Raw genomic sequence first — 12,394 nt, 5'->3', positions numbered from 1 at the left:
CGCATCGCCGTTCGTCCCGCGCCCGCCACCGTCAGGCGGGAGCGCGGCGCAACAAAAAAGGGGAGCGGACGCGGCGGGGCCGCGCCCGTTCCCCTGTGGTCGTGCGAGCGTAGCGGGTACGCGCGCCGGCGAAGCGCTTACGGCTTCTCGATGCGCTGCTCGATCGCGCCGAAGATGCTGGCGCCGGCGGCGTCGAACATCTCGATGCGCACGGTGTCGCCGTACTTCATGAACGGGGTCAGCGGCTTGCCGTGCTCCAGCGTTTCCACCGTGCGCTTCTCGGCGAAGCACGACGCGCCGAGCGAGGTGTCCTCGTTGGCGACGGTGCCCGAGCCGACGATGGTGCCGGCCGACAACGGCCGGGTCTTGGCCGCGTGCGCCACCAGTTCGGCGAAGCTGAATTGCATGTCCACGCCGGCTTCCGGCGCGCCGAACCATTCGCCGTTGATGTGGGTGGTCAGGGGGCGGTGCACCTTGCTGTCGATCCAGGCCGGGCCGAGCTCGTCCGGGGTCACGAACACCGGGCTCAGCGCCGAGCGCGGCTTGGACTGCAGGAAGCCGAAGCCCTTGGCCAGCTCGTTCGGGATCAGGTTGCGCAGCGAAACGTCGTTGACCAGGCCGACCAACTGGATGTGGCCGGCGGCCTGCTCCGGCGTCGCCGCCATCGGCACGTCGTCGGTGACGATCACCACTTCGGCCTCCAGGTCGATGCCGTAGGCCTCGTCGGGCACGCGCACCGGATCGCGCGGGCCGTAGAACCCGGCGCTGACCGCTTGGTACATCAGCGGATCGACGTAGAAGCTTTCCGGCACCTCGGCGCCGCGGGCGCGGCGCACGCGCTCGACGTGCGGCAGGTAGGCGCTGCCATCGACGAACTCGTAGGCGCGCGGCAGCGGCGAGGCCAGGGCGGCGAAGTCGAGCGCGAAGACGCCGTCGGCGCGGAACTCGTGGAGCGCGTCGGACAGCGCGTTCAAGCGCGGCGCCACGTTCGACCAGTCCTCCAGCGCGCGCTGCAGGGTGTCGGCGATGCCGGTGGCGCGCACGGCGCAGCTCAGGTCGCGCGCGACGACGATCAGCGTGCCGTCGCGGCCGCCTTCCTTCAGGGTTCCGAGTTTCATCCAGGCCTCGATTCGGTGCAGTCGGTACCGGCGCTCCCCGCTCGGGAGCGCAATTGGTTTCAAGTGTAACGGATTTGCCGGCCGACTCGCGCAGTCGCGGCCGGCGCCCGCGACAGACGCGATTGTGGGCCAGCGCCGGCCGCTTGCCGAGGGCCTGCGGAGCCGCGGGCCGCAGTCGCCAGACCCGACCTCACCGCATGGCGCGGCGCTGGGTAGAGTTCGGGCATGGATTCCCACGCCCCATCCACCACACGCGTCGCCGGACCCAGTGCGTTGCACACGCTCGAACCGGGCGACCGCGACGCCGTGCGCGCATTCCTGCGGCAACGCTGGAACAGCGCCACGATCCTGCTCGACGGCCGCGCCATCGACGCCGCCGCCCTGCCCGGCTTCCTCGCCCGCGACGCCGGCGGGATCGCCGCGCTGATCACCCTGCTCGACGAAAGCGAACACTGCGAGATCGTCACCCTCGACGCCGTGCGTCCGCGCGCCGGCCTCGGCACGGCCCTGATCGAACGCGCCGCGCAGCGCGCCCGCGCGCTCGGCCTGCGGCGGTTGCTCACCCGCACCACCAACGACAATCTCGACGCACTGCGTTTCTACCAGCGCCGCGGCTTCCGTCTGTACCGACTGGTGCCGGGCGCGATCGACCTGGAACGCGAAGCCGACCCGACGATCGCGCTCATCGGCCGCCACGGCATCCCGCTGCGCGACGAAATCAGCCTGATCCGCGAGCTGGACTGAAGCGTCCCGGAGCCCCCTGTAGGAGCGGCGCAAGCCGCGACGCGGCCGCGGCGAATGCCGAGGAAAACGGACGTGCGCGATGTCGCACATCGCGGATGCCGCGCCCGCGAACGGTTGCGCGATGGATGCAGTGTCGCGGTCGCGGCTTGCGCCGCTCCTACAGGGAGCACAGGCTGATCCGCGACTGCGGACAACAAAAAACCCGCCTCGCGGCGGGTTTTTTGTTGCGCCTGGAACCTTGCGGTCCTCAGCGATCTTGTTTGGCAGCCCCGGATGGATTCGAACCACCGAATGTCTGAGTCAGAGTCAGATGCCTTACCGCTTGGCGACGGGGCTATAAAACGGATTCTAGCGCAAAATTCCGCGACTGCAAAAACAATTTGAAGCCGCGGAACGACCAGCCTGCGAAGATTAGCGCTTCGAGAACTGGGTGGCGCGACGCGCCTTGTGCAGACCGACCTTCTTACGCTCGACTTCGCGCGCGTCACGGGTCATGAAGCCCGCCTTGCGCAGCTCGCCCTTGAGCGTTTCGTCGTACTCGACCAGCGCGCGGGCGATGCCCAGGCGGATCGCACCGGCCTGGCCGGTGATGCCGCCGCCGGCGACGGTGATGGTCAGGTCGAACTTGTCGGTCGACTGGGTCAGTTCCAGCGGCTGGCGCACGATCATGCGCGCGGTCTCGCGGCCGAAGAATTCTTCGAGCGAGCGCTGGTTGATGGTGATCTTGCCGTCGCCCTTGCGCAGGAACACGCGGGCGGTGGAGGACTTGCGGCGGCCGGTGCCGTAATTCTGCTGGATAGCCATATTCGTGCCTTTACCTTAGATGTCCAGCGGCTGCGGCTGCTGGGCGGCATGCGGATGCTCGGAGCCCTTGTACACCTTGAGCTTGCGGTACATGGCGCGACCCAGCGGGTTCTTCGGCAGCATGCCCTTGACCGCGATTTCGATCACGCGCTCCGGGTGGCGCTCCAGGGCCTGGCCGAGGGTCTCGCTCTTCAGGTTGCCGATGTAGCCGGTGAACCGGTAGTACATCTTGTCCTGCAGCTTGTTGCCGGTGACCGCGATCTTCTCGGCGTTGATCACCACCAGGTAATCGCCGGTATCGACGTGCGGGGTGTAGACGGGCTTGTGCTTGCCACGCAGGCGGCGGGCCAGCTCGGTGCTGAGACGACCGAGGGTCTTGCCGGTCGCGTCGACGATGTACCAGTCGCGCTGGACGGTCTCGTTCTTAGCGGTAAAGGTCTTCATTGAGAGTCTGCTATGGGTGCCTGGTCGGGCTGGTTCCGGTCGCGGCCCAGGCGGGCAACCTGCGGCGGAACTTCGCCTCGCGTTGTGGAATACGAAACGCAAGAGGCGGAATGATAGCGGCCGTCCGCGCTGCGTGCAAGTCGGCGGAACGGGCCGCCGAACCGCCCATGCTAGCATCGCGCCCATGTCCGCCGCCCCGCCGCAGCCCGCTCCGCCAGGCCCCGGGGCCTTGCCGACCGCCCCGCCCGGGGGCTTCGCAGCGGCTGCGGTCCAGAGCGATCCACTGGCGGCGCTGGCCGACCGCTGCGTGCAATGCGGCCTGTGCCTGCCGGCCTGCCCGACCTACGGCCACGACCGGCTGGAAGCCGAATCCCCGCGCGGCCGCATCGCCCTGGCCCGGGCCTGGGCGCTGGACACGATCCCCGCCACCGCCGCGTCCGACACCCACCTGGACCACTGCCTGGGCTGCCGCAGCTGCGAGGCGGTATGCCCGGCCGGGGTCGAATACGGCCGCCTGCTGGTCGCCGCGCGCAGCCGCCAGCGCGAACGGCGCCCCGCCGGCTGGCGCCAGCGGCTGGTCGAACGCCTGGCGGCGCGGCCGCGCGCGCTCGCCGCGGGCCTGGCCGTCTACCGCGCCGCCTACCCGTTGCTGCCGGCCGCCGCGCGACCGTTGCCGCGGCCGCCAGGCCGGGTTCGCGCCCTGCCGCGCCGGGCCGGCGCGTCGACGGCGCGGGTTTCGCTGTTCGTCGGCTGCGTCGCCGGCGCCTATGAAGCGCCGTTGCGCGCGGCGCTGGCGCGGCTGTGCGGCGGCCTCGGCATCGAGCTCGACATCGCTGCGGACCAAGGCTGCTGCGGCGCCCTGCATGAGCACGCCGGCGATACCGCCGCCGCGGCCGCGCTGGCGGCGCGCAATCGCGCCGCCTTCGCCGGCCGCGGCACCGTGCTGAGCCTCGCCAGCGGCTGCCACGACAGCCTGCGCCGGGCGCTCGGCGACGGCGCCCACGCGACCGACGCGCTGGCGTTCGTGGCCGAACGCGCCGGCGCGCTGCGCTGGCGGCGCACGCCGCAGCGGGTCGCGCTGCACCTGCCGTGCACGCAGCGCAACGTGGTCAAGTCGGTGCCGGCGCTGCGCCGGTTGCTGGCGGCGGTGCCGGGGCTGGAGGTGATCGAACTCGATGCCGGATTCGGCTGCTGCGGCGCGTCGGGGACGCAGATGCTGACCGAACCGGCGCGTGCGGCGGAGTACCGCGCGCCGCTGCTGGCGCAGTTCGAACGCAGCGGGGCGACGAGGCTGTTGAGCGCGAACGTCGGCTGCCGGCTGCATCTCGCCAACGCGACCGCGGCGCCGGTGCTGCATCCGCTGGAGTTCCTGGCCGAGTGCCTGGACGACGGGTCCGCGGCGGGCTGAGCGCAACGCGTCGGGCCTGAAGGCCTCCCACAGGAACCCGTGGCCCGCGCCCGGGACGATTTGTCCACCCCGCTTAACCGACTTCTACCCCGCGCCCGCCGTAGAATCGGCGCATGAACGCCCGTGCCCTCAGCCCCCTGGATCGCGTGCTCAGCGAAGCGCAGCGCGCCCTCGACACCGTGTTCGGCGCGCCGCTGGCCGAACGCCCGAATCCAGCCGGCAGCACCGCCGAACTGGTGCTGGAACCGCAGGAAAAACGCCATTCGGCCGGATTGATGCGGATCAACCACGTCGGCGAGGTCTGCGCCCAGGCGCTGTACTGCGGCCAGGCCGCGGTCGCCCGCGACGAATCCACCCGCGAGCACCTGCTGCACGCCGCCCAGGAAGAGACCGACCATCTGGCCTGGTGCGCCGACCGCCTGCGCGAACTCGACAGCCGCCCGAGCCTGCTCAACCCGGTGTGGTACGCCGGCAGCTTCGCCATCGGCGCGCTGGCCGGCCTGCGCGGCGACGGCTGGAACCTGGGCTTCGTGGTGGAGACCGAGCGCCAGGTCGAGGCGCACATCGACGAACACCTGGAGTCGCTGCCCGAGGGCGACCAGCGCAGCCGCGCGATCCTGCGCACGATGAAGGCCGACGAGGCCCGCCACGCCGCCAATGCCGAAGCGGCCGGGGCGCGGATCCTGCCGATGCCGGTGCCGACGATCATGGCGGCGGCGTCGAAGGTGATGAAGGCGGTGGCTTACCGGCTTTGAGGGCGGCGTTCCAGGCGCGGGGCGATTGATCGAGGCCGCTCGACGTCCGCCGCGGAGGCGTTGCTTGCGCCGGCCGCCTGCTGGCGCGGTCGCGGCTTGCGCCGCCCCTACAGCCGCCGCCGAACCGGCCGTAGCTACCTGTAGGAGCGGCGCAAGCCGCGACGCGGCCCTGTCACCGCCGAGGACTTCCGGACCGGCGACCGCTCCACCCCGCCGCCTCCCCGACCGCTCCACTGCCCTGTCTTTCAGGACCACACGCCTCCGGTGCCCGCGCTGGCCGACGAGCGGCGCGGCCGCGGCTTGCGCCGCTCCTACAGGGGCTTCGGATCGAAGCGAAGCATCCGGCCGGACGCGCCTGAACGGGCCCGGCCGGAGAACCGCCTGAACCCGCCCACGAAAAAGGCCGGCTCGCGCCGGCCTTTTCGCATCCGCGCGGGACCGCCCTGGGGCGATCCCGCGGCGCCGGGCCCCGGCCTCAGTCTGCCAGGTTGCGCCCGTGGTAGAGCTCTTCGATCTCGCGCTTGAGCCGCGCCTCGATCTTCATGCGCTCCTTGAACGAGAGGTTCTTGGCCTTCTCCTCGAACAGGTAGGTGTCGAGGTCGAATTCCTTCAGGTGCATCTTCGAATGGAAGATGTTTTCCTGGTAGACGTTGACGTCGATCATCTCGTAGCGCGACTTGATGTTCTTGGCCAGGTAGTCCTGGATCGAGTTGATCTTGTGGTCGATGTAGTGCTTGCGGCCCTTGATGTCGCGGGTGAAGCCGCGCACCCGGTAGTCCATCACCACGATGTCGGACTCGAAGCTCTCGATCAGGTAATTCAGGGCTTTCAGCGGCGAAATGACCCCGCAGGTGGCGACGTCGATGTCGGCGCGGAAGGTCGCGATGCCGTTGTCCGGATGGGTTTCCGGATAGGTGTGCACGGTGATGTGCGACTTGTCCATGTGCGCGACCACGGCGTCGGAAATGATCTCCTTGCCGGCGTCCTTCTTGTCGATCACCGGCTCTTCCGAGATCAGGATCGTGACCGACGCGCCCTGCGGGTCGTAGTCCTGGCGGGCGATGTTCAGGATATTCGCGCCGATGATCTCCGCCACATCCGTCAGGATCTGGGTGAGGCGGTCGGCGTTATACGCCTCGTCGATGTACTCGATATACCGTCGGCGCTCGTCTTCGGAGGCCGCGAAGCAGACATCGTAGATATTGAACGAGAGGGCCTTGGTGAGGTTGTTGAAACCCTGCAACCGCAGGCGCGGCAACGGCTTGACCACTGTAGGAAGATTCCGGAGGGACGGCGAGGGCCGCGATTATGAGGCAATTAGCCCCGGGGGGAAACGCACTGCGTTTTTGGGCCAAGTCGGTGACAAAAGCGTGACCGTCGCTGAACTTCCATCACAGGTCCCTATCGGAGCGGGATTTTCGGCGGCAGGATTTGCCCCAGCGGCCGTATCGCCCTAAGCTCGGTCGAAAACAAAAAGCCCAAATCCCCAATGTCCGCCAACCCGGTAGCTCCCTTGACCGCACTGCGCCGAACCAACAGCCCGTTGTTGCCCGACGGCGCAACGATCGAACGTTTCCTGGCCCACTGCCACCGTCGGCGTTACCCGTCCCGTACGGACGTGTTCCGCCCCGGCGACCCGGCCAGCACCCTCTATTATGTCGTCTCCGGCTCGGTCAGCATCATTACCGAGGAAGAGGACGGCCGCGAACTGGTCCTGGGCTACTTCGGCCCCGGCGAGTTCGTCGGCGAACTCGGCCTGTTCATCGAGAGCGACCATCGCGAGGTGATCCTGCGCACGCGCAGCACCTGCGAGCTGGCCGAGATCGGTCATGAGCGCCTCTACGACCTGCTGCTGACGCGGCTGTCGCTGGACGCGCCCAAGCTGCTGTATGCGATCGGCGCGCAGATTTCCCGGCGCCTGCTCGATACCAGTCGCAAGGCCGGCCGTCTGGCCTTCCTCGACGTGACCGACCGGATCGTGCGCGCCCTGCACGACCTGGCCAAGGAACCCGAGGCGATGAGCCATCCGCAGGGCACTCAGCTGCGGGTGTCGCGCCAGGAGCTTTCGCGCCTGGTCGGCTGCTCGCGCGAAATGGCCGGCCGCGTGCTCAAGAAGCTGCAGGCCGACGGCAAGCTGCACGCCCGCGGCAAGACCGTCGTCCTTTACGGGACCCGCTGAGCCCCGATGGGACGCGCCGCCCCGTCCGACCAGACCGCACCCACGGTGCGGCTGGCGGAAACGGGAGACGCCAGCGACGTGGCCGAGCTGCTGAGCCAGCTCGGCTACCCGTGCACCCGCGACGAAGCCATCGAGCGCATCGCGCACCTGCGCGAGGATCCGCGCCACTACCTTTTGCTGGCCGAGATCGACGGCCACGCCTGCGGGCTGATTTCAAGCCATACCCGCTACTCGCTGACCCACGGCGCCGAGCTGGCGCGGATCACCGCGCTGGTGGTGGCCCGTTCCTGCCACGGCCAGGGCATCGGCAGGCAGCTGCTGCGCGAAGTCGAGCGCCGCGCGCGGCGCGACGGGGTCAGCCGGGTCGAGGTCACCAGCAACGTGTCGCGGACCGAGGCGCATGAGTTCTACCGGCGCTGCGGCTATGCCGACGGGTCGCTGAAGTTCGTCAAGACGCTGGGCGACTAGGTTCGGCCCTGCCCGCTCCCGCCGCCCAATCGCCGCGCTTGTCGCGGCGATCTGCTTTTATGGGGGCTGCTTTTGTGGGAGGGGCTTCCGCCCCGATGCCCTTGTGTCCGATCACCGCGACCTGAGCGCAAGGCGTCGGGCCTGAAGGCCCTCCCACGACAGCCTTCCGCAACAGCCCTGTGGTCCGCATCCGGCTTCATCCGATCCGCTCGCCGCCGCAAGCCGCAGCGATTTCGCTTTTGTGGGAGGGGCTTCAGCCCCGACGCTCTTGTGTCCGATCGCCGGACCTGAGCGCAAGCATCGGGGCTGAAGCCCCTCCCACAACAACGGATCGCCGACCCCGGGCCGAAGCCGCGGGCCGACTCAGCCTGCCGCGGAACCGACCGGTTCGCCGCTGCGGCCAGGGCAACCCCAATTCAGGATCGGGGTGCCGGGCGGCAGGACGCGCTGGAACATCTCGACCCGGCGCGCTTTCGGGTTCACCACCACCGGCTTGCGCGCGGCCTGCAGCAGCGGCAGGTCGGCGCTGCTGTCGGAGTAGGCGCTCTCCACCGGCGCGGTGAAGCCAGCCTCGCGCAGCATGGTCATCTTCATGTGCGAGTGGCAGTGGCGGCGCGCGCCGAGCGCGCCCAGGCGTGGGCCGACCAGGGTGCCGACCACGGGCACGTCCTCGTGGGCGACGAAGGCCAGGATCGCGCGCGCCAGTTCCGGCGGCGCGCCGGTGGCGACCACGACCTGGTCGCCCTGTTCGCGGTGGCGGTGCAGCACGTCGAGCGCGATCGGCAGCAGGCGGGCGCGGATCTGCTCGGTGTGGCCGGCGACGTAGCGGTCGATCGCGGCGTCGAGCGTGCGCGCGCCGCTCATCCCGACCGTGCCGACCCAGACATAAGCCGAGATGCCGACCCGGCGCGTGCGCAGCCAGGCCACCATCGGCCCGGCCAGCGGCGTGATCAGCAGCGCCAGCGCCATCCGCCACCACGAGCGCTTGATCAGCCAGGCGAACAGATGGCTGCCCGAGTCGCCGTCGTAGAGCGTGTGGTCGAAGTCGAACACCACCAGCGGCGCGCCTTCGCGCACCGCCGGGAAGCGCCCGGCGGCGGCCGGACGCAGGCTCATGCGGCGAACAGGCGCTGCAGCGCCGTGCCGGGATCGCGCTCGCGCATGAAGCTTTCGCCGACCAGGAAGGTCTCCACGCCGGCCTCGCGCATGCGCGCGACGTCGCCGGCGGTGGCGATGCCGCTTTCGGTCACCAGGGTGCGGTCGCGCGGCACCGCGCTGCGCAGCGCCAGGGTGGTGTCGAGCGAGACCTCGAAGGTGCGCAGGTTGCGGTTGTTGACCCCGATCAGCTCGCAATCGGTCTGCAGCGCGCGTTCGAGCTCGTCGATGTCGTGCACTTCCACCAGCACGTCCATGCCCAGGTCCATCGCCAGGCCGGCCATCTCGATCATCGGGCCGTCCTCGAGCGCGGCGACGATCAGCAGGATCGCGTCGGCGCCGATCGCGCGCGCCTCGTAGACCTGGTACGGGTCGACGGTGAAGTCCTTGCGCAGCACCGGCAGCGCGCAGGCTTCGCGCGCTTCGGCCAGGTAGGCGTTGCTGCCCTGGAAGAAGTCGACGTCGGTCAGCACCGACAGGCAGGCGGCGCCGCCGGCCTGGTAGCTGCGCGCGATCTGCGTCGGATGGAAGTCGGGACGGATCACGCCCTTGGACGGGCTGGCCTTCTTGACCTCGGCGATCACCGCCGCGGTGCCGGCGGCGTGCTTGTCGCGGATCGCCTGCACGAACCCGCGCGCCGGCGCCTGGGCGCGCGCGCGCGCGCGCAGGTCGTCGAGCGAACGCACGCGCGAGCGCTGCTGAATCTCTTCGTGCTTGCGCGCGATGATGGTGTTGAGGATGTCGCTCATGCCTTGCTCTTGCTCCCATATGCGCGTTCGACCTTGGCCACGCGCAATTCGAAATGGTCGTACCAGTGCTCGCGCCCGTAGGCGCGGGTGGCGGCGTGGTCGGCCTGGCGCTTCCAGGCGGCGATGGCCGCCTCGTCGCGCCAATAGCTTACGGTGATGCCGAAGCCGTCGCTGCCGCGCGCGGATTCCACGCCGAGGAAGCCGGGCTGCTGCGCGGCCAGCTCGACCATGCGCTGGGCGGCTTCGCCGTAGCCGGCGTCATCGCCGGGGCTGCGCAGGGAGCTGAAGATCACCGCGTAGTACGGCGGCGCCGGCAATTTGGCGAAGCTGGCGGACATGCTGGCTCCTGGGGCGGGAAGGCTTGCGGTGTTGGCGGGCGGCGAGCGGCGTTTATTTTCCTGCGAGTTGCGCGGTCAATGCGACGAACTCGTCGAGCTTGGCCCGCGCCGCGCCGCTGGCCAGGGTGCGCCGCGCCAGCTCGATGCCTTCGGCGATGCTCTCGACCTTGCCCGAGACGTACAGCGCCGCGCCGGAGTTGAGCGCGACGATCTCGCGCGGCAGGCCGTCGCGGTTCTCCAGCGCCTGCAGCACCATCGCCTTGGACTCGACCGCGTCCTCGACCCGCAGGTTGCGGCTGGCGGCCATGGCGATGCCGAAATCCTCCGGATGCACTTCGTATTCGCGCACCTGGCCGTCGCGCAGTTCGCCGACCAGGGTGCCGGCGCCGAGCGAGAGTTCGTCCATGCCGTCGCGGCCCCACACCACCAGCGCGCGCTTGGCGCCGAGCTCTTCCAGCACGCGCACCTGGATGCCGACCAGGTCGGGATGGAACACGCCCATCAGGATGCTCGGCGCGTCGGCCGGGTTGGTCAACGGGCCGAGGATGTTGAACAGCGTGCGCACGCCCATCTCGCGCCGCACCGGCGCGACCACCTTCATCGCCGGGTGGTGCACCGGGGCGAACATGAAGCCGATGCCGGCGCGCTCGATGCACTGCGCGACCTGCTCGGGCTGCAGCTCGATCGCCGCGCCGAGCGCTTCGAGCACGTCGGCGCTGCCGGACTTGGACGAGACGCTGCGGTTGCCGTGCTTGGCCACCTTGGCCCCGGCCGCGGCGACCACGAACATGCTGGCGGTGGAGATGTTGAAGGTGTGCGCGCCGTCGCCGCCGGTGCCGACGATGTCGACCAGGTGGCTGCGGTCGGCGACCGGCACCGGCCGCGCGAACTCGCGCAGCACGGTCGCCGCGCCGGCGATCTCGCCGACGGTTTCCTTCTTCACCCGCAGGCCGGTCAGGATCGCCGCGGTCATGGTCGGCGAGACTTCCCCGCGCATGATCGTGCGCATCAGCGCGACCATTTCGTCGTGGAAGATTTCGCGGTGTTCGATGGTGCGTTGCAGGGCTTCTTGCGGGGTCATGGTGTCGGAACCGAAAGTGGGGAGCGGGAAATGCAGGAGTTACGGGAGCGATGCGGCGACGGGCGACCCTCGCCATCGTTGCCCGCCGTCCACGTTCCCGCCGTTCGTTGCCTTCATGGCGCGCGCCTTCGCTTCAGCGCCGCAGGAAATTTCGCAGCAACGCATGACCGTGCTCGGTCTTGATCGATTCGGGATGGAACTGCACGCCCTCCACCGGGTGCTCGCGGTGGCGCAGGCCCATGATTTCCTCGAAGCCGCCGTCCTCGTACTCGGTCCAGGCGGTGACTTCCAGGCCGTCGGGCAGGCTTTCGCGCTCGACCACCAGCGAGTGGTAGCGGGTGGCCTCGTAACCGTCGGGCAAGCCGGCGAACACGCCCGCGCCCTGGTGGCGGATCGCCGAGGTCTTGCCGTGCATGATCCGCTTGGCCCGGATCACCTGGCCGCCGTAGGCCTGGCCCAGGCTCTGGTGGCCCAAGCAAACGCCGAGGATCGGCGTATGCGCGCCCAACCGGCGGATCACCTCGAGCGAGACCCCGGCCTGGTCGGGCGTGCACGGGCCGGGCGAGATCACGATGCGCTGCGGCGCGCGCCGCTCGATCTCGTCCACCGTCAGCTCGTCGTTGCGGATCACCTCGACCTCGCTACCGAGCGCCTGCAGGTACTGCACGAGGTTGTAGGTAAAGCTGTCGTAGTTGTCGATCATCAGGACGGACATGACGCGCCTCGGGTGCGGGTGGAGCCGGGGTGGAGCGAGCGGGCGCGCCGGCGGACGCGCCGGCGCGGGGACAGGGGTACGGATCGGGACCGCGGCGGCGCCCGTCCCCGGCGGCGTCCCCGGCCGCCCATGGGGCCGGCATTATCGCGTGCGCGGGCGACGCCCGGTGCGATCCGCGAAGCGGTCCTTGCGACCGATTCGGGACCCGGGTCCGGGTGCGGGAAGGATGGCGCCGCGGCGTCGCGCAGCGGGAGAACGGCGGCGGCGCGGCGGGCGCGCCGACCGCGGTCAGCGGTCGCGGGGCGGGAAGGCGATGGCGGGGTCACGCGGGAAATCCTCGGAAGACGGCAGCGGGCGGACGGAGGCGCTACGCCACCATCGCCAGCCCAGGCCGGTCTGCGGGGATTTCGTCGGGATCGCACGGGGGATCATGCGG

At 70.0% G+C, this 12,394-nt stretch carries 16 protein-coding genes and 1 tRNA gene; 5 read left to right on the top strand and 12 right to left on the bottom strand.

Annotated elements, in window-relative coordinates:
- Nucleotides 1-137: 137 nt before the first annotated feature.
- Nucleotides 138-1,118: a fumarylacetoacetate hydrolase family protein gene (locus RDV84_RS11750; protein ID WP_078996051.1), complete on the bottom strand. Its 981-nt coding sequence runs from the start codon at nt 1,116-1,118 to the stop codon at nt 138-140.
- 273 nt (nt 1,119-1,391) lie between these two features.
- Here RDV84_RS11750 and RDV84_RS11745 point away from each other — a divergent pair, with 273 nt between their 5' ends.
- On the top strand, nt 1,392-1,862 hold the full coding sequence (locus tag RDV84_RS11745; protein WP_309153511.1) for a GNAT family N-acetyltransferase: 471 nt from the start codon (nt 1,392-1,394) through the stop codon (nt 1,860-1,862).
- Nucleotides 1,863-2,123: 261 nt separating this feature from the next.
- On the opposite strand, the gene RDV84_RS11740 is transcribed toward RDV84_RS11745, so the two are convergent.
- The 3 genes from RDV84_RS11740 to rplM form a co-directional block, all read right to left on the bottom strand.
- Nucleotides 2,124-2,198 (bottom strand) — tRNA-Gln (locus RDV84_RS11740).
- Nucleotides 2,199-2,273: 75 nt separating this feature from the next.
- A complete protein-coding gene (gene rpsI / locus RDV84_RS11735) occupies nt 2,274-2,666 on the bottom strand; it encodes a 30S ribosomal protein S9 (RefSeq protein ID WP_057948911.1) in 393 nt (130 codons plus the stop codon).
- A 15-nt stretch (nt 2,667-2,681) separates the two neighbouring features.
- The gene (gene rplM, locus RDV84_RS11730) at nt 2,682-3,110 is read right to left on the bottom strand and encodes a 50S ribosomal protein L13 (RefSeq protein ID WP_057948912.1); all 429 of its coding nucleotides are present in this window, start codon (nt 3,108-3,110) and stop codon (nt 2,682-2,684) included.
- Between the two features lie 229 nt (nt 3,111-3,339).
- Between rplM and RDV84_RS11725 the strand changes: the two genes are divergently transcribed.
- The gene (locus tag RDV84_RS11725; protein ID WP_057948913.1) at nt 3,340-4,518 is read left to right on the top strand and encodes a (Fe-S)-binding protein; all 1,179 of its coding nucleotides are present in this window, start codon (nt 3,340-3,342) and stop codon (nt 4,516-4,518) included.
- 113 nt (nt 4,519-4,631) lie between these two features.
- Entirely contained in the window at nt 4,632-5,273 is a 642-nt protein-coding gene (gene coq7 / locus RDV84_RS11720; protein WP_057948914.1) for a 2-polyprenyl-3-methyl-6-methoxy-1,4-benzoquinone monooxygenase, read from the top strand.
- Between the two features lie 475 nt (nt 5,274-5,748).
- Here the strand turns inward: coq7 and speD are convergent, their stop codons facing one another.
- A complete protein-coding gene (speD, locus tag RDV84_RS11715) occupies nt 5,749-6,543 on the bottom strand; it encodes an adenosylmethionine decarboxylase (RefSeq protein ID WP_057948915.1) in 795 nt (264 codons plus the stop codon).
- Nucleotides 6,544-6,786: 243 nt separating this feature from the next.
- Here speD and crp point away from each other — a divergent pair, with 243 nt between their 5' ends.
- On the top strand, nt 6,787-7,452 hold the full coding sequence (gene crp / locus RDV84_RS11710) for a cAMP-activated global transcriptional regulator CRP (RefSeq protein ID WP_036148366.1): 666 nt from the start codon (nt 6,787-6,789) through the stop codon (nt 7,450-7,452).
- A gap of 6 nt (nt 7,453-7,458) precedes the next feature.
- Nucleotides 7,459-7,920: a global regulator CLP-associated N-acetyltransferase gene (locus RDV84_RS11705; protein WP_057948916.1), complete on the top strand. Its 462-nt coding sequence runs from the start codon at nt 7,459-7,461 to the stop codon at nt 7,918-7,920.
- On the opposite strand, the gene RDV84_RS26300 is transcribed toward RDV84_RS11705, so the two are convergent.
- The 7 genes from RDV84_RS26300 to RDV84_RS11680 all read right to left on the bottom strand — a co-directional run bounded on the left by RDV84_RS26300 (nt 7,901) and on the right by RDV84_RS11680 (nt 11,958).
- On the bottom strand, nt 7,901-8,110 hold the full coding sequence (locus RDV84_RS26300) for a DUF6053 domain-containing protein (RefSeq protein WP_425606275.1): 210 nt from the start codon (nt 8,108-8,110) through the stop codon (nt 7,901-7,903). The genes RDV84_RS11705 and RDV84_RS26300 overlap by 20 nt on opposite strands.
- The gene (locus RDV84_RS26295) at nt 8,032-8,217 is read right to left on the bottom strand and encodes a DUF6053 domain-containing protein (protein ID WP_425608199.1); all 186 of its coding nucleotides are present in this window, start codon (nt 8,215-8,217) and stop codon (nt 8,032-8,034) included. The genes RDV84_RS26300 and RDV84_RS26295 overlap by 79 nt, the downstream gene beginning before the upstream one ends.
- Nucleotides 8,218-8,283: 66 nt before the next feature.
- Nucleotides 8,284-9,036 carry a haloacid dehalogenase-like hydrolase gene (locus RDV84_RS11700; protein WP_309153510.1) on the bottom strand — a complete coding sequence of 251 codons (753 nt, stop codon included), beginning with the start codon at nt 9,034-9,036 and terminating at the stop codon, nt 8,284-8,286.
- Nucleotides 9,033-9,824 carry an indole-3-glycerol phosphate synthase TrpC gene (gene trpC / locus RDV84_RS11695; protein WP_309153509.1) on the bottom strand — a complete coding sequence of 264 codons (792 nt, stop codon included), beginning with the start codon at nt 9,822-9,824 and terminating at the stop codon, nt 9,033-9,035. The genes RDV84_RS11700 and trpC overlap by 4 nt, the downstream gene beginning before the upstream one ends.
- Entirely contained in the window at nt 9,821-10,162 is a 342-nt protein-coding gene (locus tag RDV84_RS11690; protein ID WP_057948919.1) for an antibiotic biosynthesis monooxygenase family protein, read from the bottom strand. The genes trpC and RDV84_RS11690 overlap by 4 nt, the downstream gene beginning before the upstream one ends.
- A gap of 52 nt (nt 10,163-10,214) precedes the next feature.
- Entirely contained in the window at nt 10,215-11,243 is a 1,029-nt protein-coding gene (trpD, locus tag RDV84_RS11685) for an anthranilate phosphoribosyltransferase (RefSeq protein WP_057948920.1), read from the bottom strand.
- A gap of 133 nt (nt 11,244-11,376) precedes the next feature.
- The gene (locus RDV84_RS11680) at nt 11,377-11,958 is read right to left on the bottom strand and encodes an anthranilate synthase component II (RefSeq protein ID WP_309153508.1); all 582 of its coding nucleotides are present in this window, start codon (nt 11,956-11,958) and stop codon (nt 11,377-11,379) included.
- Between the last annotated feature and the right edge of the window lie 436 nt (nt 11,959-12,394).

This window comes from Lysobacter yananisis (assembly GCF_031199375.1).
Lineage (GTDB): Bacteria > Pseudomonadota > Gammaproteobacteria > Xanthomonadales > Xanthomonadaceae > Lysobacter > Lysobacter yananisis.
The sequence above is the reverse complement of the archived record's forward strand: the minus strand, read 5'-3'. Positions and strand labels throughout refer to the sequence as shown.